The organism is Mycobacterium marinum, assembly GCF_003391395.1.
GTDB classification, from domain to species: Bacteria; Actinomycetota; Actinomycetes; order Mycobacteriales; family Mycobacteriaceae; genus Mycobacterium; species Mycobacterium marinum.
The window spans coordinates 5778702-5802372 of record NZ_CP024190.1; the positions used below are offsets into that span (position 1 = coordinate 5778702).

General features: G+C 65.5%; 22 protein-coding genes. 15 read left to right on the forward strand and 7 right to left on the reverse strand.

What is annotated here, in order from left to right; translation table 11 throughout:
- Positions 1-35 precede the first annotated feature (35 nt).
- The 3 genes from CCUG20998_RS24460 (at position 36) to CCUG20998_RS24470 (ending at position 5190) form a co-directional block, all read left to right on the forward strand.
- Positions 36-947, forward strand: coding sequence for an alpha/beta hydrolase-fold protein (locus CCUG20998_RS24460; protein WP_036456706.1), 912 nt, complete (start codon positions 36-38; stop codon positions 945-947).
- Between the two features lie 67 nt (positions 948-1014).
- The gene (locus CCUG20998_RS24465) at positions 1015-2616 is read left to right on the forward strand and encodes a gamma-glutamyltransferase family protein (RefSeq protein WP_020730729.1); all 1602 of its coding nucleotides are present in this window, start codon (positions 1015-1017) and stop codon (positions 2614-2616) included.
- Between the two features lie 447 nt (positions 2617-3063).
- Positions 3064-5190: an Rv1355c family protein gene (locus CCUG20998_RS24470; RefSeq protein WP_036456705.1), complete on the forward strand. Its 2127-nt coding sequence runs from the start codon at positions 3064-3066 to the stop codon at positions 5188-5190.
- Positions 5191-5218: 28 nt separating this feature from the next.
- Here the strand turns inward: CCUG20998_RS24470 and CCUG20998_RS24475 are convergent, their stop codons facing one another.
- Entirely contained in the window at positions 5219-6133 is a 915-nt protein-coding gene (locus tag CCUG20998_RS24475; protein WP_020730727.1) for a universal stress protein, read from the reverse strand.
- A gap of 329 nt (positions 6134-6462) precedes the next feature.
- Between CCUG20998_RS24475 and CCUG20998_RS24480 the strand changes: the two genes are divergently transcribed.
- Complete coding sequence (locus CCUG20998_RS24480) at positions 6463-8001, forward strand: serine/threonine-protein kinase (protein WP_036457045.1); 1539 nt, start codon at positions 6463-6465, stop codon at positions 7999-8001.
- Positions 8002-8040: 39 nt separating this feature from the next.
- On the opposite strand, the gene purD is transcribed toward CCUG20998_RS24480, so the two are convergent.
- Genes purD through CCUG20998_RS24505 form a run of 5 tightly spaced genes read right to left on the reverse strand, consistent with a single transcriptional unit; the run spans position 8041 to position 12930 of the window.
- Positions 8041-9309, reverse strand: a complete 1269-nt coding sequence (gene purD, locus CCUG20998_RS24485) for a phosphoribosylamine--glycine ligase (protein WP_020730725.1) — start codon at positions 9307-9309, stop codon at positions 8041-8043.
- Positions 9310-9347: 38 nt separating this feature from the next.
- Entirely contained in the window at positions 9348-9785 is a 438-nt protein-coding gene (locus CCUG20998_RS24490; RefSeq protein ID WP_020730724.1) for a carboxymuconolactone decarboxylase family protein, read from the reverse strand.
- Positions 9785-10651, reverse strand: coding sequence for an NAD(P)-dependent oxidoreductase (locus CCUG20998_RS24495; protein WP_020730723.1), 867 nt, complete (start codon positions 10649-10651; stop codon positions 9785-9787). The genes CCUG20998_RS24490 and CCUG20998_RS24495 overlap by 1 nt, the downstream gene beginning before the upstream one ends.
- Before the next feature lie 46 nt (positions 10652-10697).
- Positions 10698-11450, reverse strand: coding sequence for an SDR family oxidoreductase (locus tag CCUG20998_RS24500; protein WP_020730722.1), 753 nt, complete (start codon positions 11448-11450; stop codon positions 10698-10700).
- A 10-nt stretch (positions 11451-11460) separates the two neighbouring features.
- On the reverse strand, positions 11461-12930 hold the full coding sequence (locus tag CCUG20998_RS24505; RefSeq protein WP_020730721.1) for an aldehyde dehydrogenase: 1470 nt from the start codon (positions 12928-12930) through the stop codon (positions 11461-11463).
- Positions 12931-13135: 205 nt separating this feature from the next.
- Here CCUG20998_RS24505 and CCUG20998_RS24510 point away from each other — a divergent pair, with 205 nt between their 5' ends.
- The 9 genes from CCUG20998_RS24510 (at position 13136) to CCUG20998_RS24550 (ending at position 19995) form a co-directional block, all read left to right on the forward strand.
- Positions 13136-13804, forward strand: coding sequence for a TetR/AcrR family transcriptional regulator (locus tag CCUG20998_RS24510; RefSeq protein ID WP_020730720.1), 669 nt, complete (start codon positions 13136-13138; stop codon positions 13802-13804).
- A complete protein-coding gene (locus tag CCUG20998_RS24515) occupies positions 13801-15021 on the forward strand; it encodes a cytochrome P450 (RefSeq protein WP_020730719.1) in 1221 nt (406 codons plus the stop codon). Before CCUG20998_RS24510 ends, CCUG20998_RS24515 begins: the two co-directional genes overlap by 4 nt.
- Positions 15021-15845 carry an SDR family oxidoreductase gene (locus tag CCUG20998_RS24520; RefSeq protein WP_020730718.1) on the forward strand — a complete coding sequence of 275 codons (825 nt, stop codon included), beginning with the start codon at positions 15021-15023 and terminating at the stop codon, positions 15843-15845. Before CCUG20998_RS24515 ends, CCUG20998_RS24520 begins: the two co-directional genes overlap by 1 nt.
- On the forward strand, positions 15842-17212 hold the full coding sequence (locus tag CCUG20998_RS24525; protein WP_020730717.1) for a cytochrome P450: 1371 nt from the start codon (positions 15842-15844) through the stop codon (positions 17210-17212). The genes CCUG20998_RS24520 and CCUG20998_RS24525 overlap by 4 nt, the downstream gene beginning before the upstream one ends.
- Positions 17212-17418 (forward strand): ferredoxin, encoded by a 207-nt coding sequence (locus CCUG20998_RS24530; protein ID WP_020730716.1) that lies wholly within the window; start codon positions 17212-17214, stop codon positions 17416-17418. The genes CCUG20998_RS24525 and CCUG20998_RS24530 overlap by 1 nt, the downstream gene beginning before the upstream one ends.
- Positions 17419-17423: 5 nt before the next feature.
- Positions 17424-17969: a nuclear transport factor 2-like protein gene (locus CCUG20998_RS24535; RefSeq protein ID WP_012396463.1), complete on the forward strand. Its 546-nt coding sequence runs from the start codon at positions 17424-17426 to the stop codon at positions 17967-17969.
- A gap of 162 nt (positions 17970-18131) precedes the next feature.
- Positions 18132-19259 (forward strand): NDMA-dependent alcohol dehydrogenase, encoded by a 1128-nt coding sequence (locus CCUG20998_RS24540; RefSeq protein WP_012396464.1) that lies wholly within the window; start codon positions 18132-18134, stop codon positions 19257-19259.
- Between the two features lie 29 nt (positions 19260-19288).
- Entirely contained in the window at positions 19289-19573 is a 285-nt protein-coding gene (locus CCUG20998_RS24545; RefSeq protein ID WP_036456704.1) for a beta/alpha barrel domain-containing protein, read from the forward strand.
- Positions 19574-19575: 2 nt separating this feature from the next.
- The gene (locus tag CCUG20998_RS24550) at positions 19576-19995 is read left to right on the forward strand and encodes a ketosteroid isomerase family protein (RefSeq protein WP_020730714.1); all 420 of its coding nucleotides are present in this window, start codon (positions 19576-19578) and stop codon (positions 19993-19995) included.
- Between the two features lies 1 nt (position 19996).
- On the opposite strand, the gene CCUG20998_RS24555 is transcribed toward CCUG20998_RS24550, so the two are convergent.
- The gene (locus CCUG20998_RS24555) at positions 19997-21439 is read right to left on the reverse strand and encodes a hypothetical protein (protein ID WP_036456703.1); all 1443 of its coding nucleotides are present in this window, start codon (positions 21437-21439) and stop codon (positions 19997-19999) included.
- Between the two features lie 427 nt (positions 21440-21866).
- On the opposite strand from CCUG20998_RS24555, the gene CCUG20998_RS24560 reads away from it, so the two are divergent.
- Both CCUG20998_RS24560 and CCUG20998_RS24565 read left to right on the forward strand, forming a co-directional pair.
- A complete protein-coding gene (locus tag CCUG20998_RS24560; protein ID WP_020730712.1) occupies positions 21867-23258 on the forward strand; it encodes a PE-PPE domain-containing protein in 1392 nt (463 codons plus the stop codon).
- Positions 23259-23262: 4 nt separating this feature from the next.
- Positions 23263-23667: an HIT family protein gene (locus CCUG20998_RS24565; RefSeq protein ID WP_011738794.1), complete on the forward strand. Its 405-nt coding sequence runs from the start codon at positions 23263-23265 to the stop codon at positions 23665-23667.
- The last annotated feature ends 4 nt before the right edge of the window (positions 23668-23671 follow it).

Genomic DNA, 23671 nt, shown 5'->3' on the forward strand with positions numbered 1-23671 from the left:
GTACTGCATTGCCATTTTCGCCAAACGTCCATGGCATGATGGCCCGCATGCCAGACCTCAGCCGCCGCGCCGTGCTCGGTCTCGGCGCCAGCGCTACCCTTGGCGCGGTCGGCGCATATGCACTCGACATGGCGCTTTTGCCGCGGACTTCGCGTGCCGCGCCCGCGCCGCCGATTGGCACAAACGTTCCATTGGCTCCGGCACGGCCGCTCGATCCGCCCCAGCCCGCGCAGGCGGCTCCGACGATGACCACCGGCTCGTTTGTGTCAGCGGCTCGAGGCGGGATCACGACGAACTGGGCGATCGCCCGCCCGCCCGGTCAGACCCAGCCGCTGCGGCCGGTGATCGCGCTGCACGGTAAGGGCAGTGACGCGGCCACCGTGATGGCCGGCGGGGTCGAGCAGGGGCTCGCCCAGGCCGTCAACGCCGGGTTGCCGCCGTTCGCGGTGGTGGCCGTCGACGGCGGGGGTAGCTACTGGCACAAGCGAGCGTCCGGGGAGGACTCCGGTGCCATGGTGCTCGACGAACTCATCCCGATGCTGGATTCCCAGCGCCTGGACACCTCACGGGTGGCCTTCCTCGGCTGGTCGATGGGCGGCTACGGCGCATTGCTACTGGGCGGACGGCTCGGCCCGGCCCGCACCGCGGCGATCTGTGCGGTGAGCCCGGCGCTGTGGACCTCGGCCGGCGCGGCCGCACCGGGAGCCTTCGACGGGGCCGCCGACTACGCGGCCAACTCGGTATGGGGCATGCCGGCACTCGGCTCGATCCCGATCCGAGTGGATTGTGGCGACAGCGATCCGTTCTACAGCGCTACCAAGCAGTTCATCGCTCAACTTCCGAATCCGCCCGCGGGCGGATTCTCCCCGGGCGGGCACAACGGCGGATTCTGGAGCTCGCAATTGCCCGCGGAGCTAACCTGGATGGCGCCACTGCTGGTGGCGTAGCCCCGGCGCCCGCCGGGAGCCGGCCACCTCAATTGAGCCCGCCGCAGCTACGTGCAACGATCCGGCGATGACCTCATCTGCCGGATCCGCCTCCCCCTTCGGCTGGACCTTTCCGTACGCATGGCCGCACACGCCCATCCTGGCCGCCAACGCCGTGTGCACCTCACAGCCGCTGGCCGCCCAAGCCGGTCTTCGGATGCTTGCCGAAGGCGGGAACGCCGTCGACGCCGCTATCGCCACCGCCATCACCCTCACCCTGGTGGAACCGGTGTCCAACGGCATCGGCTCGGACGCCTTCGCCATCGTCTGGGACGGCCAACAGCTGCATGGGCTCAACGCATCCGGCCGCTCGCCTGCGGCGTGGACGCCAGAATACTTCTGCGGCAAGGACGTTCCGATATTCGGCTGGAATTCGGTGACCGTGCCGGGCGCCGTATCGGCATGGGTGGACCTGCACACCAAGTTCGGCAAGCTGCCCTTTGAACGGCTCTTCGGTCCCGCTATCACCTATGGCCGCAACGGCTTTCTGGTATCACCAAAGGTATCCGCACAATGGCAGGCTCAAGTGGCCCTGTTCGCGGACCAGCCCGGATTCGCTGAGGCGTTCCTGCCCGGCGGTCGGGCGCCGAAGCCCGGCGAGCTGTTCACCTTTCCCGACCACGCGGACACACTCGAGAAGATCGCCGCCAGCACGGGGGCAGCGTTTTACCGAGGCGAGCTGGCCGACAAGATGGAAGCGCACGCGAGGGCCAATGACGCAGCGCTGCGCGCCAGCGATCTGGCCGCGCACCGCACCGACTGGGTCGGCACCATCAGCACCAACTATCGCGACTACACCATCCACGAGATTCCGCCCAACGGCCAGGGCATCGTGGCACTGATCGCGCTCGGGATCCTCGACCAGTTCGACATGTCCTGTTATCCAGTCGATTCCGCCGACAGCGTGCACCTGCAGATCGAGGCGCTGAAGCTGGCTTTCAGCGATGCCCAGCACCAGCTGGCCGATATCGACCACATGACGGTGGGGCCCGACCAGCTCCTCGACAAGGAATACCTCAGAGGGCGGGCGGCACTGATCGACCTCAAACAGGCAAAGCCAGCTTCGGCCGGGACCCCCAAAGGGGGGACCATCTATCTCACGGCAGCCGATGCCGACGGCTTGATGGTATCGATGATCCAGTCGAACTATATGGGGTTCGGTTCCGGCGTGGTGGTGCCCGGAACAGGGATATCACTGCAAAACAGGGGATCGGGTTTTGTTGCAACACCAGGACACCCGAACCAGGTCGGACCCCGAAAACGCCCCTACCACACCATCATTCCCGGTTTTGTCACCAAGGACGGCGCCCCGGTACTCAGCTTCGGCGTGATGGGCGCCCAAATGCAGCCCCAAGGACATGTACAGATGATGGTCCGCATCGCCGACTACGGCCTGAATCCGCAAGCGGCATGTGACGGTCCCCGATTCCGATGGGTCCAGGGATTGAAAGTCAGCTGCGAGAGGGGCTTTCCACCGTCGACGCTGGACGAGTTGCGCCGGCGTGGCCACGATCTGGTTACCGTCGAGGACTACAACGAGTTCGGTAGCTGCCAAGCGATTTGGCGGCTCGAGCATGGCTACCTGGCCGCCAGTGACCCACGCCGAGACGGTCAGGCCGCCGCCTTCTGACCACGGCCGTCGATTTGCATCGTCATTCCACATTCACTGGCGCACGTCCAATCGAAATGTCGTCCGATCTTGGTTTGGTCCGAGCAACTCGCACCAAAAATTAGAAACCACCATCTCGCCCTAAACCAATCTTGCCGACAGCAAATGTCGTTAGCTGGGATGTTTTTTCGGCCGAGAAGGAGGCCGGATTGGCGCGATCTCGAGACCGAATGCCGATTCTTTTCCATCCCAACCAGCAATCGGTCCGCGGACAAGCCGCATGCGGACGGTCAACCGGGCCCGGACCAGGCGCGCAGCAGGATCGCGGTTGATTCACGGCGGCGGCGCCGACGCATCTGGCCGACGACTGGCAAACATCCGGCAGCGAGCGACCAGCCGCCATTTGTCGCGATTCCAACACCACCAGTCAAGCGCGCCCCAAAAGATGACCGTTGCTACTCTGAGCCGGTGAATCGCCCAGTGATCCTCGATGAGTCCGATGCTAGCGATCGGCGTACGTTGGCGGAGTTGCGCGCCGATCCACATATCGAGGTGATCGACAGATGGGACGAGCAGAAGGCCAATGCCCAAAGTGTGCTACCCCCGCTGGCCCCGGAAATTATGGCCGAATCCAAGCGATGGGCGTTTTACCCCTGGCGCAAAACGGTGGTCAGCATCCTCGGCCCCAGATCTTTTCGGGCGCTGCGGCTGGATCGCAACCGGAACCTGATCACCGGCTCCGAACAGGATCGACTCGGGCGGCTCAAGATCGGCGTGGTGGGCCTGAGCGTGGGGCATGCCGTCGCACACATGCTGGCCACCCAAGGACTGTGCGGCACGCTGCGGCTTGCCGACTTCGACACCCTCGAGGTTTCCAACCTCAACCGGGTACCGGCAACGGTTTTCGACCTGGGAGTGAACAAGGCGACGGTGGCGGCTCGGCGCATCGCCGAACTCGATCCCTACCTCCCCGTGGAGGTCAACACGTCCGGGCTGTCCGCCGAGGCCATGGACGCGTTCCTGGACGGCCTCGACATACTCGTCGAGGAATGCGACTCGCTCGACATGAAGGTTGGGGTCCGCCTCGCCGCCCGGGCACGACACATTCCGGTGCTGATGGCAACCAGCGACCGGGGCCTGGTGGACATCGAACGGTTCGACATGGATCCGTCGCGCCCCATCCTGCACGGACTGTTGGGCGATATCGACCTCGACGAGCTGTCGGGCTTGTCCAATCGAGAGAAGCTCCCCTATATCCTCCGGCTGTTCGACATCCAGGGACTATCCACCCGGTCCGCGGCCTCGCTGGTCGAGATCGAGCAAACCCTGGCAACCTGGCCGCAGTTGGCCAGCGAGGTCTCGCTCGGGGCGACCGCGGTCTGTGAAGCCGTGCGCCGCATCGGGTTGAACGAGCCGCTTGCATCGGGCCGGGTGCGCATCGACGTCGGGCAGGCGCTCGATCGGGTTGCCGAACCCGCCCCGCATGACGAATCCAGCCCGTCGGGCGCGGACTGTGCGATGGCCGCCGAACCACCGGAGTCAGCCGCGCACCTCATCGTCGCGGCCGCGGCCAATCGGGCGCCGTCGGCCGCCAATAATCAGCCCTGGCATATCGAGACCGACCCGAATTCGGTGACCATCGAGCTCTCGACCGAGCACGTCGCGACGTTGGACGTCGACTACCGCGCTAGCGCCGTCGCCGTCGGCGCCGCGTGGTTCAACGCCCGAGTTGCCGCGGCCAAACACGGAGTACTTGGACCTGCCGACATCGCCGGGCACGGGCATCGGCTGTCGGCCGTGGTCAAGCTTGCCGACGGCGGCGACCCCAACCTGGCCCGCCTCTATGAGCCGATGTGGCTGCGGGAAACCAATCGTCATCGGGGTGCCGCTGTCGCACTCGAGGACGGGGTTGTGGCGTCCCTGGAGGCGGTGGCCACGGCCGAGGGCGCTCGGCTGCAGTTGTTGACCGGTGCAGACGAGATCGCGGACGTGGCGTCGATTTTCGCCGCCTCAGACCGCGTTCGGTACCTGACCCAGCACATGCATGCCGAGATGTTGTCGGAGATCCGTTGGCCAACCACCGATTCCATGGAGTCGGGTATCGACATGCGCAGCCTGGAGATGGACCGCTGGGAGCTGACCGGCTTCAACATCGCCAGACGCCCGGACGTGATACGCAAGCTCGCCGAGTGGGAGGCCGGTGCGGGGCTTGGCAACTATACGCGCGCCCGCATCTGTGCCAGCTCGGGCTTCGGCGTGGTGTCCATTCAAGGCGATACTCTGGCCGACTACGCGCGCGGCGGCTCGGCCATGGAGGCGGTGTGGATCACCGCACAACACCTCGGACTGGCGGTGCAGCCCTTGGCTCCGGTGTTCCTCTACGCGCGCAACGACGACGAACTACGCGGGTTGTCACCCGATTTCGCCGCGCACCTGGGTTCCCTCCAAGAGCGGCTGCGGGCGCTGACGCACACCAGAGCCGACGAGTCACACGTGCTGCTGTTCAGGTTCTCGCATGCCCCGAAAACATCGGTGCGCAGTCTGCGGCGCAGCCTGGGCACCGTTTCGGCCGCAGCGATGACGGGCTCGGGCTAGTCTCAACCAGCGATTCTTGCGCCGGGTGCTAGCCCTGCCTGGCGACGATCACGGGCGCGCGGACCGCGTGTACCACCGCAGTGCTGACCGACCCGAGCAACATCCCGGAGAATCCTCCGCGCCCATGGCTGCCGACAACCACAAGCTGGGCGGACTCCGCGTGCTCGATCAGGTGCTGGGTGGCACGGTTGACCACGACGACTCGACGGACCACCACGTCTGGATAGCGTTCCCGCCAGCCGACCAATCGCTCGGCCAGCGTTTCGTCGGCCGCCGCTTGCAGCTCCGACCACGACGTCCTGGTGGTGCCGGTCCAGTCCCGATTCGCCGCCGCGGGGACCTCGGCATCGGTCCAGGCGTGTAGCGCGACCAGTTCCGCACCCCGCCAGGAGGCCTCGTCGAAAGCGATGGCGGTGGCAAGCTCCGACGCCGGCGAGCCATCGATGCCGACCACAACCGGCCCCTCAACCGGTGGCGGGACTTCGCTGGGTACCACCGCGACCGGGCAGTGGGCGTGATGGACCAGCCCGGTGCTGACCGAGCCCAGCAGCATGCGCTTCACCAACCCCTGACCGCGACTGCCCACCACCACCAGGTCGGCTTTCCTGGACAGCTCGACGAGCGCTGGAACGGGTGACTGCGAACTGAGCTCATGGATGATGCGCAGACGATGGTCGCCGGTGGCGTCCTTGACGATCTGCACCGCGTCGGCCAGAACCTGCTGGGCCCGCGTGTCCAGTTGCTGCAGAAGTTCATCGGGAGCCGGGTCACCGAACCATTCGGCCTTGGGCGCAGCGTCCGGCACGTAGGCCGCAGCATGCACCACGGTCAGTGCCACGTTGCGCATCGTGGCCTCCTGGACGGCCCATTTCAGCGCCGCATCGGAGCCGGGCGAGCCGTCGATGCCGATGACGATTCCCGGATCCACTACCTCGCCGCCCATTCCGCCGCCTCATCCCTTGGAAGCTCCGCTGCCTAGGTTCGACGCTAGAACCCGGTGGCGCGGTCGTCAGGAGGCATTCGTCCCAACCATTAGGGACCAAACGACCTTTCACTTCGGCCCCGCGATGCCGGCACACCGCGTGACAACGGTGCCGCGAACCAGCGCCACGATGTTGCTCGCTGGTCGTCCGGCTGGCGGCGGCACCCGGCCATCAGGTAAGACTTTTCAATGAACCGGTGATGGCGTCATGGTAAACGGAACGTGAACTCCCTAGACTAATCCCAGGCCAGCGCTGAGCCGGCGCCGGCAACACTGCAATGGACGGCGTGATGGTTGGGCTAGTTCATCAAGACCCCGGCATCGGGTTGACTGCCGGAGAAGTATTTGCCGGTTACACCATCCTCCGGTTGCTGGGTTCCGGCGGCATGGGCGAGGTCTACCTAGCCAAGCACCCACGGTTGCCCCGCCACGAAGCGCTCAAGGTCCTCGGCGCCGGCGTCTGTGCCGACGACGACTATCGTCGTCGCTTCATCAGGGAGGCCGACGTTGCCGCCGCGCTGTGGCATCCGAACATCGTCCGGGTGAACGACCGGGGCGAACATGCCGGCGGGCTCTGGATCTCGATGGACTACGTCGAGGGAACCGACGCGGCCAGCCTGCTACGGGACCACTACCCGGTTGGCATGCCGGCAGATCAGGTGTCGACAATCATCGCGGCGATCGCCAGCGCGCTCGACTACGCGCATCAGCACCATGATCTGCTGCACCGCGACGTCAGCCCGGCGAACATCTTGCTCAGCGACCCCGGCGAAGACGGCCAGAGAATCCTGTTGGGCGACTTCGGAATAGCGCGCAACATCGGCGACGCCAGTGGTCTGACCGCCACCAACATGACCATCGGAACGTTCCCCTACGCCGCGCCCGAACAGCTGACGGACGAACCGATCGACGGACGTGCCGATCAGTACGCGCTCGCCGCCACCGTCTACCACCTGCTGACCGGGACAACATTGTTCCCGCACACCAACCCGGCCGTGGTGATCAGCCGCCACCTGTCCACCCCGCCACCGGCGCTGGCCCAGACGCGCCCCGAACTCGCGGCCTTCGACCCGGTGCTGGCCGTGGCACTGGCGAAGAATCCCGCCGATCGATACGCCCGATGCACAGATTTCGCGCACGCGTTCGCGCGGGCCGCCCGCTGTGGCCGGCACCCGAAGTCCTCGGCTTCGACCATGCCGGCACCTCTGGCGAGCAGGCCGGCCAAGGCCACCCCGGCGCCTCGAACCTTGGCTGACCGCGAAACGCCGCAACGACGCGGTAGGTGGCGCATCTTCGCGGCAGCATCGACGGTGCTAGCGCTCACTGCCGTCGGCGCCAGTGGCTACTCGATCTCCAATGACACCACTGCCTCTGCGCACAGGACGCTGGCCGCATCCCCGGAACAAGGCCCTCCGCCGTCGCCGACCCAACCGGTGGCACAACACCCGCCACCGCCGCGGCCCACGCCACCCGTGCCGGCCCCGCACCGAGTCGCGCCGCCACCACAGCGACCGGCCGAAACCCAGATCATCTCCGCGCCAAAGGTTTCCAGAATTCCCGCGCCCGTTGTGACGCCGCCGGCACCACCACATCCCCCCAGCCCCGACCAGAGTTTCCTGTCCCTGGTGTCAGAGATTCCCGGTATCACCGTCACCGACCCCGCAACCGCGGCCGCCACCGGCCGTGCCGTATGCACCAGCCTGCAAAACGGGGGAACCCCCCATGATGCCGCCGCCGCGACCGTGAACAACACCGGAATCACGCCCGCACAGGCGTCCGCCGGCATCAACGCGGCGATCACCGCCTACTGCCCGCAGTACCAGGGGTAGGAAAGCCGCCAAAGGGGCATCGCCCGCTCGGGAGGTGGGTTAGCCGCCGACCCTGCCCTGCGCGGCGAGCAACCCAATGTCATTGCGGAAATGACTGCCCGGCAGACGAATCGACCCCAGAATGCGGTACGCGTCCGCGCGCGCCGCGGCCAGGTCAGCACCGGTTCCCACCGCCGAGAGCACCCTGCCCCCGGATGACACGATCGCCCCGTCGTCGCGGCGTGCCGTGCCCGCATGCAAGATCCCGTCAGCCTCGGCGCCGACGATGACGTCGCCAAGGCGGGGCCGTCCGGGATAGTTCTCCGCGGCCAGTACCACCGCCACCGCGGCACCCTCGCGCCAGCGCAGTTCGCCGAAGTCGGCCAGCTTTCCGCTACCGGCGGCGTGCAGCAACTGACCGAGCGGTGAGTCCAGCAACGCCAGCACCGCCTGGGTCTCCGGATCACCGAAACGGCAATTGAATTCGACCACCGCCGGCCCCTTCGCGGTGATCGCCAGGCCGGCGTAGAGCAATCCGGAGAACGGGCAACCACGCCGAACTAGCTCGGCCGCAACGGGTTCGATGATCTCGGTGACGACTTGCCGGTAGCTGCCGTCGGGCAGCCAGGGCAGCGGCGCGTAGGCGCCCATTCCTCCGGTGTTGGGGCCGGTATCACCTTCTCCGACCCGCTTGAAGTCCTGCGCCGGTAGCAGCGGCACCACGGTCTCACCGTCGATCACGCAGAACAGCGATACCTCGGGGCCGTCCAGATACGACTCCAGCAGCACCGGGTGCCCCGCTTCCAGCAGCCCGGCAGCGTGTGCCCGGGCGGCATCACGCTCCGGTGTGACCACCACCCCCTTGCCCGCGGCCAGGTGGTCGTCTTTCACCACCCAGGCCGGGTCACCGGCGGGCGGCCCGAATCGATCGAGAGCGGCGTCCAAGCGCGCGGGGTTATCGACGATCTCGCTGCTGGCGGTGCGTACCCCGGCCGCGGCCATCACCTCTTTGGCGAACGCCTTGGATCCCTCGATGCGCGCCGCGTCCTTGCTGGGGCCGAAACACACGATTCCGGCCGCGCGAACGGCGTCGGCCACCCCGAGGACCAGTGGCACCTCCGGGCCGATAACCACCAGGTCGGCGCGCACCTCGCGGGCCAGCGCGACGACGTCGTCACCGGAGGTGATATCGACATCGTGTTGCTCGGCCAGCCGGGCGGTGCCCGCGTTCCCGGGAGCAACAACTAGCCCGCTGACCTGCGGGTCGCGGGCGAGTGCCAGCAGTAGAGCATGTTCACGGGCACCGGAGCCGATCACCAGGACGCGCACGGGGCAAGCCTAGCGGGCTCACCCGGCCCGGCACCGTCTCAGTCCGGCTTGCCGCCCGAGTGCATCTTCAACGCGTCGTCGACGTTGCCCTTCTTGTCCTCGCCGGCGCCCTTCGCCGCGGCCTTCTTACGCCGCGCCACGACCGCGTCGACCGCACCATTGAGCGCCGAACCCAGCGGAAACCCGAGGTAGTGGGTGAGAAAGACCGCCATTTCCTTCAGTTCGTCCTCGGTGAGTTCCCCGTTGAGCAGCGCGGCGTTGATCTGGATCTCGGCCAGGTCGCGATTTCCGATCGCCGTCACCGCCGTCAGCGTCATGAGACGTCTGTCGCGCATCGACAGCCCCGGCCGGGTCCAGATCGTGCCGAAGAGGTGATCAACGGTCAGGTCGAAGTACGCGTCACCCTCGATGTTGGGCATCTCCCAGCCGTAGACCTCGTTCATCTTGTCCAGGCCCTTGCGGCGCAGTTCGTCCATTACGCGTCCTTCTGTGTGTGCGGTACCCCAAGACCGGGCGCAAGCCGCTCCAACGCGAGCCTAGCCAGCGGCAGATCGACTGACAGCGCCTCGCCCAACGCCAGCGCCAGCCCCAGATCCTTCTCACCAAGATCGCGGGCGTGCACAAATCCGTCGTACAGGAAATGGCCAGGCTCAAGGTCTTTCGTGTTATCACGGAACATGATCGACCCGGCGCCGCTGGTCAGTTTGTCCGTGTGGCGCACCACGTTGCCCAGATCCTGCAGGTTCACCCCACTTGCCTCGGCCAGCTTCCAGGCCTCGCCGACGGCCGCATAAATGGTGAAGGTCAGCATGTTGCGGGCCAGCTTCATTCGGGTGCCCGCACCGGGCGGGCCGGCATGTACCACCAGCGATGCCCAGCACGAGAACGGCTCTTTGACCCGGGCAAAGACGTCGTCGCCGGCCCCCACCATGGTGGCCAGTTGGCCCTTGCTAGCGGCTCCCGCACCACCGCTGACCGGCGCGTCAATGACGTGAATCCCGCGCGAGCGCAGTTCCCGCGCGAGTTCTTCGGCGGTGGTGTCGCTGATCGTGGAGTGAATCGCAATGATGGTGCCCGCGCGCGCGTGTGCCGCCAGACCGTTCGCACCGGTGATCACCTCACGCACCTGGGCGTCGTTGAGCACAGTCACGCTGATGATGTCGGCGCCGGCGACCTCGGCGACGCTGGCGGCGGCGCTGGCGCCGGCTTCGGCCAACGGCGTCATCGCCTCGGCCCGGACGTCGTAAACCACTAGGCCGCCGGGCCAGTCGAGCAGGCGTTTGGCCATCGGGGCACCCTGGTTGCCCAGACCGATGTACCCGAGTTTCGGGTGCTCAGACATGTGCGCCGCTCCTTGTCATCGCTTGGCTTTGCATCGTCTCCGGTGGCTACGAGCGGATGATCTGGCCGCCATCGACATTGAAGATCTGCCCGGTAATCCAGGAGGCCTGGTCGCCGAGCAAGAACAGGCACATCCCCACCAGGTCCTCGGGAGTCCCCATCCGACTCAACGGGATCTGCTTGACCATGTCCTTGACGAACTCGCCGGGCGTGACGGTTCTGGTGGCTTCGGTGTCGATCGGTCCCGGCGCGATCGCATTGATCCGGATCTTCATTCCGCCAAGCTCACGGGAAAGCTGTTGGGTAAGCCCGTTGACCCCGACTTTGGCCAAACCATAGAAGTTCGAGTACAGCCACGCCGCCGTCGACGACTGGTTCACGATTGCCCCGCCACCGCGTTTGGCCATGTGCTTGTACACGGCGCGCGTGCACACCAGCACCCCGTCGTGGTTGACGCTCATGAACTTCTTGTAGTAGTCCAACGGCACCGTCAGCAGTAGGTCGAGCTTCATGCCGCCGTAGATCGCGGCGTTGTTCACCAGGTAGTCGATGCCGCCGAACTCGCTGACCGTACGATCGGCCATCGCCCTGGCCGACTCCTCATCGGAAACATCCACGGGCACATGAATTGCCGTGCCACCGTCGGCGACAATCTGCTTTGCGGTCTTCTCGGCAGCCTCGGCATTGATGTCGGCGACGACCACGCGCGCACCCTCGCGAGCCAGGGCGTCCGCATACGCCTGGCCAATACCCTGCGCCGCCCCGGTGACGATCGCCACCTTCTTCTCGAACTGTCCCACGCGTTCTCCTCTAATTCGCCGCAGTCGCAATCAGCTTGGTTTCCAGATACTCCTCGAATCCGGCGAGGCCCATCTCACGCCCGATCCCGGATTGCTTGTATCCCCCGAACGGCGCATCAGCGCAATACCAAACCCCGCCGTTGACGTTCACGGTGCCCACCCGCAGCCGCGCGGCGACGTCGGCGGCTCGCTGCGGGTCACCGCCATAAACGGTGCCCGACAAGCCATACGGTGAATCGTTGGCGATGCGCACGGCGTCATCGTCACCGTCGTGAGCAAGCACCGTGAGCACCGGACCGAAGATCTCTTCGCGCGCGGGCCGGGCGTCGTTGGTCAGACCCGCGATCACCGTGGGCTCGATGAAGTAACCGACCTGCCGGCCGGCCGGCCTCCCGCCGCCGCAAGCGAAGGTTCCGCCTTCGGCGATCGCCAAGTCGAGATAACCCTGTACCCGGTCCCGCTGCCGTTGCGAAATCAAAGGACCACAAACCGTTCTGGCATCATCAGGATCGCCGGGCTTGATCGACGACATGGTCCCCGCAGCTATTGCGACGGCCTCGTCGTAGCGGGCACGCGGCACCACCAGCCTGGTGGTGATCGCACACCCCTGCCCGGCATGCATGCTTGCGGTGAAGGCCGATACCGAGCTCGCCGCGGCCAGGTCGGCGTCATCGAGCACGATGAAGGCCGATTTGCCACCCAGCTCCAAGAACATTCTCTTGATGGTGGCCGCCCCATCGGCCATCACACTGCGGCCGGTCGCGGTGGATCCGGTGAACGAAACCATGTCCACGCGAGGGTCTTTGGCCAACAGAGCGCCCAGGCCGTGTTCGCTGGAGGTGACGATGTTGACGACGCCGGGTGGGATATCGGTGCAATCGGCGATCAATTCGCCGAGCACCGCCGCGCACCACGGTGTGTCCGGTGCCGGTTTCAGCACGACGGTATTGCCCGCGGCCAGCGCGGGGCCCAGCTTGGCGAGGTTGATCTGGTGCGGGAAGTTCCACGGCGTGATGGCGCCGACGACGCCCACCGCCTCGCGCACCAGGGTGCGCCGCGTCGGGATGCCCATGGGCGCCGCCGCACCGAGATCCTGCTTCCAGGAATAGGATTCGGCGGTGTCGGCGGAAAAGGCCAGGTCATTGACCGGGCCCTCCAATTGAGCGGCGGCGGTGAGCATCCGCGGCGCCCCGACTTCGGAGATGGTCACCGCGCGCAGCTCTTCGATGTGTTCACGCATCGCGTCGCGCAGCTGCCGCACGCATCGCACTCGCAATTCGGTGTTGCGCGACCAATCGGTGTCGTCGAATGCGCGGCGCGCGGCCTCGACCGCCCGGTCCATATCACCCGCATCGGCATCGGCCGCCACGCCGAGCGTTTCCTCGGTGGCCGGGTTGACGGTCGCAAAAGTACCCGCCCCACCCTCGCAGCGCTTGCCATCGATGAACAGTGAGCTGACTCCGTCGGCCAACAGGGCCATCTACCGCTCCCGCCTCCGTGCTGATGAAGGACCAATCCAATGGACAGCTGTCCGATATCGATGGGCCAACCATAGCTTCAAGCGCGGCGACGGTGCAAGGTCCGACCCCGCCGGCAACCGCCAATCTCCCCGGTTATAGGTGTTAGGCCAGTATTTTCAGGCACGGGGGTTGCCTCGCCTCGCAACCATCCTCTAGCTTGGACATGTGTCCAGCGATGCACTGGTTACGGTCACCGACCAGCAACAGCACGAGTCCGGAGATCGGCGGCGCAACCGTCGCCAGGAGGAGACCTTTCGCCGGGTGCTGGCAGCTGGCATGGACACCTTGCGGGCGAGCTCCTACCCGGACCTGACGGTCCGGATGGTGGCGGCCCGCGCCGGGGTGTCCCCGGCCACCGCATATACCTACTTTTCGTCGAAGAACCACCTGATCGCCGAGGTCTATCTCGACCTGGTGCGCAAGGTCCCCTTCTTCACCGACGTCAACGTCGCGATGCGCGATCGGGTGGTACAGGCGCTGCGCCACCTGGCCCTGGTGGTAGCGGATGAACCCGAGGTGGGGGCCGCGTGCACGGCGGCGCTACTGGGCGGCGGCGCCGACCCCGCGGTGCGCACCGTGCGCGATCAGATCGGCGCCGAGATCCATCGCCGGATCGCCTCGGCCATCGGTCCTGGGGCGCAACCCGGCACCATCGCGGCGCTCGAAATGGCATTTTTCGGCGCGCTGGTACACGCCGGCAGTGGGGAATTCACCTATCACGAAGTTGCCGACCGGCTGGCAGACGTCGCGGTACTGATCCTGGTCGGCGCGGGGCAGGCGGCCCCCGGCGACGCTTTGGCAGAGCCAGCCGCCGAGGCGGGCGAGGACGCATGAGCGTGCACGTGGGGGGACCCGAGCTGGTCCTCGATCCCTATGACTACGACTTCCACGAGGATCCGTATCCGTACTATCGGCGGCTGCGCGACGAGGCCCCGCTCTATCACAACCAGGAACTCGGGTTCTGGGCGCTGTCCCGGCACCGCGACGTGCACCAGGGATTCCGCAACAGCACCACGCTTTCCAACCGCGACGGAGTTTCGCTGGATCCGGTGTCACGCGGGCCCCATGCCACCAAGACGATGTCATTCTTGGCGATGGACGACCCGGCGCATCTACGGCTGCGCACGCTGGTCTCGAAAGGCTTTACGCCAAGGCGGATTCGCGAGCTGGAGCCGCGGGTGACCGAGCTGGCCGTGGCGCACCTGGACACCATGCTGGACATGGCCGGCGGCTCCCAGACGGTCGACTATGTGGCCGAATTCGCCGGCAAGCTGCCGATGGACGTGATCTCCGAGCTGATGGGCGTTCCGGTCGCCGATCGCGATCAGATCCGGGCGATGGCAGACGGGGTGATGCACCGCGAGGACGGTGTCACGGATGTACCGGCATCGGCCATCGAGGCATCGATCAACCTCATCGTCTACTACCAGCAGATGATCGCCGAGCGGCGTAAGAAGCCCTCCGGCGATCTGACCTCCGCGCTGCTGGCCGCCGACGTCGACGGCGACCGCCTTACCGACGAAGAAGTGCTCGGTTTCATGTTCTTGATGGTGATCGCCGGAAATGAGACGACGACCAAACTTCTCGCCAATGCCGCGTATTGGGGCCACAAGAACACCGATCAACTGACACCGATCTACGCCGATCTGTCTCGAGTACCGCTGTGGGTCGAGGAAACCCTGCGCTATGACACCTCGAGCCAGATCCTGGCCCGCACCGTCGTCGGTGAACTCACCCTCTACGACACCACGATCCCCGAGGGGGACGTGGTGCTCCTGTTGCCGGGCTCGGCCCACCGTGACGAGCGGGCATTCCAGGATCCCGACGAGTACCTGATCGGGCGCGAGATCGGCTCGAAGCTGCTGAGTTTCGGTAGTGGCGCGCACTTCTGTCTGGGAGCACATCTGGCTCGGATGGAAGCCCGGGTGGCACTGACCGAACTGTTCAGACGAATCCGTGGCTACCAGGTCGACGAGGGCAACGCCGTGCGGGTCCACTCCAGCAACGTCCGCGGATTCGCTCACCTGCCGATCACCGTGGAGGTCGCCTGATGCCTCGCTTCCAGCCCCACCCGGATCGCCGGCCCGCGATCGTCGCCGGCGCATCATCGGGAATCGGCGCCGCCACCGCGGTCGAGCTGGCCGCCCATGGCTTTCCGGTTGCGCTGGGCGCGCGGCGGGTTCAGAAGTGTGAAGAGATCGCCGAAAAGATTCGCGCCGATGGCGGCGATGCCGTCGCGCTGGCCCTCGATGTCACTGACGCAGATTCGGTCAAGGATTTCGTGCATCAGGCCACCGAGCGGCTCGGTGACATCGAGGTGCTGGTCGCCGGCGCCGGCGACACCTACTTCGGTCGACTCTACGAAATCGACACCGAGACTTTCGAATCGCAGGTCCAGATCCATTTGATCGGGGCAAACCGGCTGGCCACCGCCGTTCTTCCGGGCATGCTCGAACGCCAGCGCGGGGACCTGATCTTCGTGGGCTCGGATGTGGCGCTGCGCCAGCGCCCACACATGGGTGCCTACGGTGCGGCCAAAGCCGCACTGGTGGCAATGGTCACCAACCTGCAAATGGAATTGGAGGGCACCGGCCTGCGTGCGTCGATCGTGCATCCCGGCCCGACCAAGACGGCGATGGGCTGGAGCCTGCCGGTCGAGTCGATCGGCCCGGCACTCGAGGACTGGGCCAAATGGGGTCAGGCGCGCCACGACTACTTCCTGCGAGCATCCGACATCGCCCGGGCCATCATATTCGTGGCGGAAACACCCAGGGGTGGGTTCGTGGCCAACATGGAGTTGCAGCCGGAAGCCCCGTTGGCCGCCACCACGAACCGTCAGCAACTCAAAGTCGATGAGAAGGCCAAGGATTCATGACGACAGCAATCGTGCCGCGAGTGTCCGGCGGCGAAGAGGAACACGGACATCTCGAGGAGTTCCGCACCGATCCGATCGGGTTGATGCAGCGGGTGCGCGACGAATGCGGCGACGTGGGCTGGTTCCAGTTGGCCAACAAGCACGTTGTCCTGCTCTCTGGCGCCAAAGCCAATGAGTTCTTTTTCCGCTCCAGCGATGAAGAACTCGACCAGGCCGAGGCCTACCCCTTCATGACCCCGATCTTCGGCAAAGGGGTGGTGTTCGACGCCAGCCCCGAGCGGCGCAAGGAGATGCTGCACAACTCGGCATTGCGTGGCGAGCACATGAAAGGGCATGCCACGACCATCGAACGCGAAGTGCATCGGATGATCGAGAACTGGGGCCAGGAAGGCGAAATCGACCTGCTGGAGTTCTTTGCCGAACTGACCATCTACACCTCGACCTCGTGTCTGATCGGCACGAAGTTCCGCAACCAGCTCGACTCCCGGTTCGCGTACTTCTATCACGAGCTCGAGCGCGGCACCGACCCGCTGTGCTACGCGGATCCGTATCTGCCGATCGAAAGTTTCCGTCGGCGAGACGAGGCCCGAAAAGGCTTGGTGGCGTTGGTCCAGGAGATCATGCACCAGCGGGTCGCCAACCCACCGACCGACAAGCGTGACCGCGACATGCTCGACGTGCTGGTGTCGATCACCGATGAGCAAGGCAATCCGCGGTTCTGCGCCGATGAGGTGACCGGCATGTTCATCTCGTTGATGTTCGCCGGGCACCACACCAGTTCGGGTACCTCGGCCTGGACGCTGATCGAGCTGCTGCGCCACCCCGACGCGTATGCCGCCGTGATCGACGAGCTCGACGAGCTCTACGCCGACGGCCAGCCGGTGAGTTTCCACGCGCTGCGCCAGATTCCACGGCTGGAGAACGTTTTGAAGGAGACGCTGCGACTACACCCGCCGTTGATCATCCTGATGCGGGTGGCCAAGGGCGAATTCGAGGTCGAGGGTTACCCGATTCACGAAGGTGAACTGGTTGCGGCTTCACCGGCGATCTCCAACCGGATTGCCGAGGACTTCCCCGATCCGGATGAGTTTGTGCCCGAGCGCTACCAGGAGCCGCGGCAAGAGGATTTGATCAACCGCTGGACCTGGATCCCGTTCGGCGCCGGACGGCATCGCTGCGTGGGGGCGGCATTCGCCACCATGCAAATCAAGGCGATCTTCTCGGTATTGCTGCGCGAGTACGAGTTCGAGATGGCGCAGCCCGCCGACAGCTATCGCAACGACCACTCCAAGATGGTGGTTCAGTTGGCGCGCCCCGCCAGGGTGCGCTACCGCCGCAGAAAAATGAGCGACAACCGGGGCCACTGATGAGCTACCGGATTGAGGCCGACCTGGATCTGTGCCAGGGCCACGCCATGTGCGAATTGGAGGCACCGGACTACTTCCGGGTGCCCAAGCGAGGCAAGGTCGAGATCATCGGTCCCGAGCCCCCCGAGCAAGCCCGCCCAGAGATAGAGCAGGCGGTGCGAATGTGTCCAACCCAAGCACTATCGATCAAAGCGAAAGAAGACTGAGGACAATGGCGTCGTTCGAACGTAGCGAACTTGAACAGTGGGTGCAGTCCTGGCTTCAGGCCAACAGGGACTGCGAGGCTGCGGGCGACTGGAAGCCACTGGCCGACTTCTACGCCCCCGATGCCACCTACGGATGGAACATCGGCCCGAAGGAAGACGTGATGTGCGTCGGGATCGACGAGATCCGCGACGTCGCGCTCGGGTACGAGATGGAGGGCCTTCAGAACTGGCAGTACCCCTATCAGAAGGTCATCATCGATGACCGGCAGGGCGAGATCGTCGGCTTCTGGAAGCAGGTCGTCACCGACGGCGACGGCGGCCGACAGGAGATCTACGGCATCGGCGGCAGCTGGTTCCGGCTCAACGCGGACAAACTCATCGAGTGGCAGCGCGACTTCTTCGACTTCGGACACGTGCAGGCGCTGTACCTGGATCTGATGAAGGCCGGGAAGCTGTCCGCGGGCATGCAGCGGCGCATCGAGCGCAGCCTCGCCGGTGAGCGGCTTCCCGGCTACTACCCGCTGGGTAAGACGCCCGTCCCGATCTGGTGACCCGGGTACGGCCAGCCGCTCCATGCACCCAACCAAGCATTTGTTTTGTTGCGCGCGCTATGCTGGCCGAAAAGAGTGTCCTGTGGCACTCGTCACTACTGACTGGGCGCCCGCGTCCGGCAGTTCTGATCAATTCAATGGCGAAATGAGGTCAGGTCCAACGTGAAGACAAAAGGCGCTCTGATCTGGGAGTTCAACCAGCCGTGGTCGGTCGAGGACATCGAAATCGGCGATCCGGTCAAAGACGAGGTCAAGATTCAGATGGAAGCGGCGGGCATGTGCCGCTCCGACAACCACCTGGTCACCGGCGGCATTCCGATGGCGGGCTTCCCGGTCCTGGGCGGACATGAGGGCGCCGGTGTCGTCACCGAGGTCGGCCCCGGTGTGGACGACATCGCCCCCGGCGACCACGTGGTGTTGTCCTTCATCCCGTCCTGCGGCAGATGCCCGACCTGTCAGGCCGGCCTGCGCAATCTCTGCGACCTGGGGGCGGGGCTGCTGGCCGGCGCCGCGGTGTCCGACGGCACCTTCCGCATCCAGGCCCGCGGCCAGAACGTCTACCCCATGACCCTGTTGGGCACCTTCTCGCCGTACATGGTGGTACACCGCAGCTCGGTGGTGAAGATCGACCCGGCCATTCCTTTCGAGGTCGCCGCCCTGGTGGGTTGCGGCGTCACCACCGGCTACGGCTCGGCAGTTCGTACCGCCGACGTCCGCCCCGGCGACGACGTCGCCATCGTCGGTCTTGGCGGGGTCGGCATGGCGGCGCTGCAGGGCGCGGTGACCGCCGGCGCCCGCTACATCTTCGCCGTCGAGCCGGTGGAGTGGAAACGCGACCAGGCGCTCAAGTTCGGCGCCACCCATGTCTACCCCGACATGGAGGCGGCGCTCATGGGGATCGCCGAAGTCACCTACGGGCTGATGGCCAAGAAAGTGGTGATCACCGTCGGCGAGCTGCAGGGCTCCGACATCGACACCTACTTGGCGATCACCTCAAAGGGCGGTACCTGCGTGGTCACCGCGATCGGCAGCCTGCTGGACACTCAGGTCAACCTGAACCTGGCAATGCTGACCCTGATGCAGAAGAACTTGCAGGGCACCATCTTCGGCGGCGGTAACCCGCAATACGACATTCCGCAACTGCTGTCCATGTACAAGGCGCGCAAGCTCAACATCGACGACATGATCACCCGCCAGTACCGGCTGGAACAGATCAACGAGGGCTACCAGGACATGATTGACGGCAAGAACATTCGCGGCGTCATCCGCTTCACCGACGCCGACCGGTAGGCCGCTCGGCACGAGGCGCGTGGGCCTGGGTGACCCGCTTTCCGCACCTGTTGGCGCCGAGGCGAATCGGCGCCATGGCGCCGCGCAACCGGCCGGTGATGTCTGCGATGGAGACGAGGTTCGACACCACCGACGGGCGGCCAGCCCAGCGCACCCGTGACTGTTTCGCGGCTCGCGCCAGAGGTGGCGTGGGTCTGATCACGGTGGGTGCCAACAGGGTTGATCACCGGCACCCCGAGACTCCCGGTGGCCTGCATCTGGCCACCGACGCGGCGGTGCACGCGCCGCGCGCGCCATTTGACGACAGGAGATAGCGATGACCCAAGCCACCCAGTCCCCCGCATTGGCGGCCTCGCAGGCGTCATGGCGCTGCGTTCAAGCCCACGACCGCCAGGGGTGGCTCGCCTTGATGGCCGACGACATCGTCATCGAGGATCCGATCGGCAAGTCCGTGACCAACCCGGACGGCACCGGGGTGCGGGGCAAAGATGGTGTGGCGAACTTCTATGACACCAACATTGCGGCCAACCAGCTGTCGATCACCTGCGAGGAGACCTTTCCGTCGAGTTCGCCCAACGAGATCGCCCATATCCTGGTGCTGCGCAGCAGGTTTGACGGCGGCTTCACCAGCGAGGTCCGCGGCGTGTTCACCTATCGCGTCAACGACGAGGGGCTCATGACCAACATGCGCGGATACTGGAACCTGGAGATGATGAAGTTCGGCAACCAGGAATAACTCATCCGATACGGCCGATTCCGGTGATGTTGCCCTGCATGATCTTGTTGTCCATCAGGACCATGCAGGCCGTTTGGATCGGATCACTGAGGATGGTGGCCGATTTCGGTTGCTGTAGCAGCACTCGACCGTTGTTCGGATCGATGACGGCAAACGCGAAGACGTCCAGCGGTGTGGTGTTGTCCAGGCCGATCCGCGTGATGGTGTAGATCAGGCCGTCGGCAATAGACAGGTGGGGCAACGCCGCACTGCGAGTCCTGCTGTCCCACACGGTGCGACATCCGGTGGGCTCGACGTCGACCCGAGTCATTCCCCCGACGAACGGCGCGGTCGGGGGCACCGCGGGGCCCGCGCCCGCCGGCACCGCCGGATACGGGTAGCCGTAGGTGCTGGCGATGAACATGGACGTCCCGGCGCCGATGGGCGAGTTCTCACTGCCCGGCCCGCCTTGAGTCAGCACCGGCTGCTGGCAGATCAGGTTGCCCGTTCCGGACTCGTAGATCAACGCGTGCACCAGCGGGTCAGCGTTGTCGACGATGGTCAGGTAGTCCGCACCGGTGGGCCCGAAATAGGTTGGGGTGGAACCGGTGCCCCAGCTGAGTTGTCCCGGCTTGCGAGCCGGGCCGCGATCGTAGGGCTGCCGCCACAGCACCTGCGGATTGCCGACGCCGTCCAGGTTGAGCTCGTAGAGAGCGGCGGTGGTGGCCACGCCGACGCGGTTGGCCGGCGAGGCCGAGATGCTGTTGGCGACTTGCTCACCGGGGTCCAACTGAACGCTGGCGACACCACCGCCCACCTTGGCCACTCCGACCACGCCGCTGCCGGTGGCGAACCACACATTTCCCAGGTAGTCGGGGACCACACCCACGGACTGATCGCCGGCCGGGATGGCACTGGACACGTCGGTGGACTCGGTGATGCTCAATTGCCAGCAGCCCTTGCTGTCCTTGGCATGAGCGATACGCAGTAGGTGGTTGGTCCCGTCGATCATCACCAGCTGGTTGTTGTTGTCCAGGTAGGCATACACGCCGCCGAGCAGACCTCCTTTGGCGACGTCGAGGCTCGCCAGCGGTATGACATGTGGAACCAGGCCGCCGGGATCGATCAGATAGACGATGGGGGCCTGGGTGATGTCGTTGGTGCACAGGGCCAACACCAATCCGTCAGTCCCCTGGGTGATGCTCGGACAGGCGGCCAGCAGCGGGTAGGCAAAGATCGGCGCCAGCCGCGCACCGGGGCCGGGGAGCGGGCCCGCGTCTGCCGATCCGGCGTCATTGTGCATGGACGCCAATCCATTCGGCGCCATGAACGGGTTGGGCGGGGCCAGCGGACCGAATGCGGCGGCGGCGTGCGTGGCGGGCGGGAAGACGGCGGGCAGCGCCGAAATGGCACACGCGGTAAGCAATGCCGTGGGTATGGCGAGCACTGCCGCAGGAAACCGCACGTAGGTCCCCTCCCGTGTATTGGGTCACCGAGGATCTTGACGAACGCGGAAAACGACACGGCCACATCGGGTTAACGATTTTGTCTCGAAAAGACTTGTGACCAGTAACATGATGGTTGAGTTGTCCGAAAATCACTGTGCGACTGTAATTTCGGATATTTCGACCGGGTAGGTTCGGCGCTCCGAATGCCGCGCGCCACGGCAATCCCATCAGGCCAGAACGAATGAGATGTGCCCCTTGGCGCCCTGGATCCGGCCGGGAGAGCCGATGACGCACCGACCCGATGACGGACTACAAGGCTATGAAGTCCCGGCAGTCCTGCCCAAAAGTCGGCGCCAGGGTCCGGCCTGCGAGTAACCTCATGGCCACAGATTGCGCGAGGGCCGACGATCGGCACGCCTCCCTCGTGCTCTCGAGGAGAGACCCGTGTCGTATGTCGTTGCAGCGCCCGATTTTCTGAGCACCGCGGCCGAGGATTTGGCCGCGATGGGGTCGGCGGTCAGCACGGCCACCGCAGCGGCCGCCCGATCCACAACCCTGCTGCTGGCCGCGGGCGCCGACGACGTCTCCACCCACATTGCGGCGTTGTTCAGCACGCACGGCCTGCAGTATCAGCTGGCCAGTGCCCAAGCGGCGGAGTTTCACGAGCGGTTCGTGCTCACCTTGGCGGCCGACGCCAACACGTATCTGACCACCGAGATCGCCAACGCGCAGCGATGTCTGGCCGGCGCGATCAACGCCCCGGCCACGGCGCTGCTCGAGCACCCGCTGCTCGGCGCCGACCCGACGGCCTCGGCCAGCACCGCAGCCACGCCCGCCGGGGGCGCCTCGATGGCGCCCGCGGCGGCAGGCACCAGGATTACGGTCCCGGGGGCCGGACCGCTTTACTACCCGAGATTCCTCACCGAGCTGCCCTATCTGGGACAGGCACTCCTGCTGGGCATTCCGGGGCCCAGTTCGGCGTCGATCCTGCAGGGATATGACTTGATCAACCATGCGATCGGCGAAAACTGGTTCCCCGACACCATCGCTTCGGTCATCAACTATCCGGCCAGCATCGGCATCCTCAGCGGCAGTCTGGCCGCCCCCGACACCAACACGGCCGTCGCCATCGGAACGCGGATGCTCCATGAGCAGATCATGAGCGCGGTGACCAATAGCAGCGGGTTGCCGGTGCACGTGGCCGCACTGTCACAGGGCACCATCGTCGCCAACCGCGAGTTGGCTTACCTGGCAACCGACCCCAACGCGCCACCGGCCCATGCCCTGGAGTTCGCCTTGTTCGGCAGCCCTGAGCTCGGTTTGGCGCACATCTACTTGCCCGATGGCCTGACCGTGCCTTTGATCAACTACACGGTGCATGGCCTGGCCAACACCCAATACGACGTCAGCGTGGTCAATGGCCAATACGACTTCTGGGGCAATCCGCCCGACCGGCCATGGAATCTCCCGGCCTGGGTGAACTCCCTGTTCGGGGCCGCCTACTACCACAACACGTCATCGTTTGCCTCGCTGTCGGACGCGGTCGAAGTGTCCAGCGTGACCACCTCGCTGGGAGGCACGATCACGACGTACCTGATCCCGTCCCCGACGTTGCCGATGCTGTTACCGCTCGAGCAGATCGGTGTCCCGGCGCCGATCGTCGCGGGCCTCAACTCGGTGCTGGCACCGATCGTCAACGACGGATACTCCTCGCTGACTCCCAACGCCGGCCCGTACTTCTCGCAAGGAGCGCTGGTCGGTCTGCCCAGCGCGGCCGATGTGCTGGGGTCCTGGCCATGGCCAGCGCTGGGGTCAGTGACGGCACACATATGCTGAACCAATGGCGTCGATCTTCACCAAGATCATCAACCGTGAACTGCCCGGCCGCTTTGTCTACGAGGACGACGACGTCGTCGCGTTCTTGACGATTGAGCCGATGACCCAGGGCCACACGTTGGTGGTCCCGCGCGCCGAAATCGATCAGTGGCAGACCGTGGACGGCGCGGTATTCGGCCGGGTGATGGAAGTCAGTCAGCTGATCGGCAAGGCGGTGTGCAAGGCGTTTGGCACCGAACGCGCCGGCGTCATCATCGCCGGGTTAGAGGTCCCACACCTGCACATCCACGTGTTCCCCACCCGCCACTTGAGCGACTTCGGTTTCGCCACCGTCGACCGCAATCCGTCACCGGAATCACTGGACGAAGCGCAAGCCAAAATCAAAAAGGCGCTATCGGAGCTGACCTGAATCG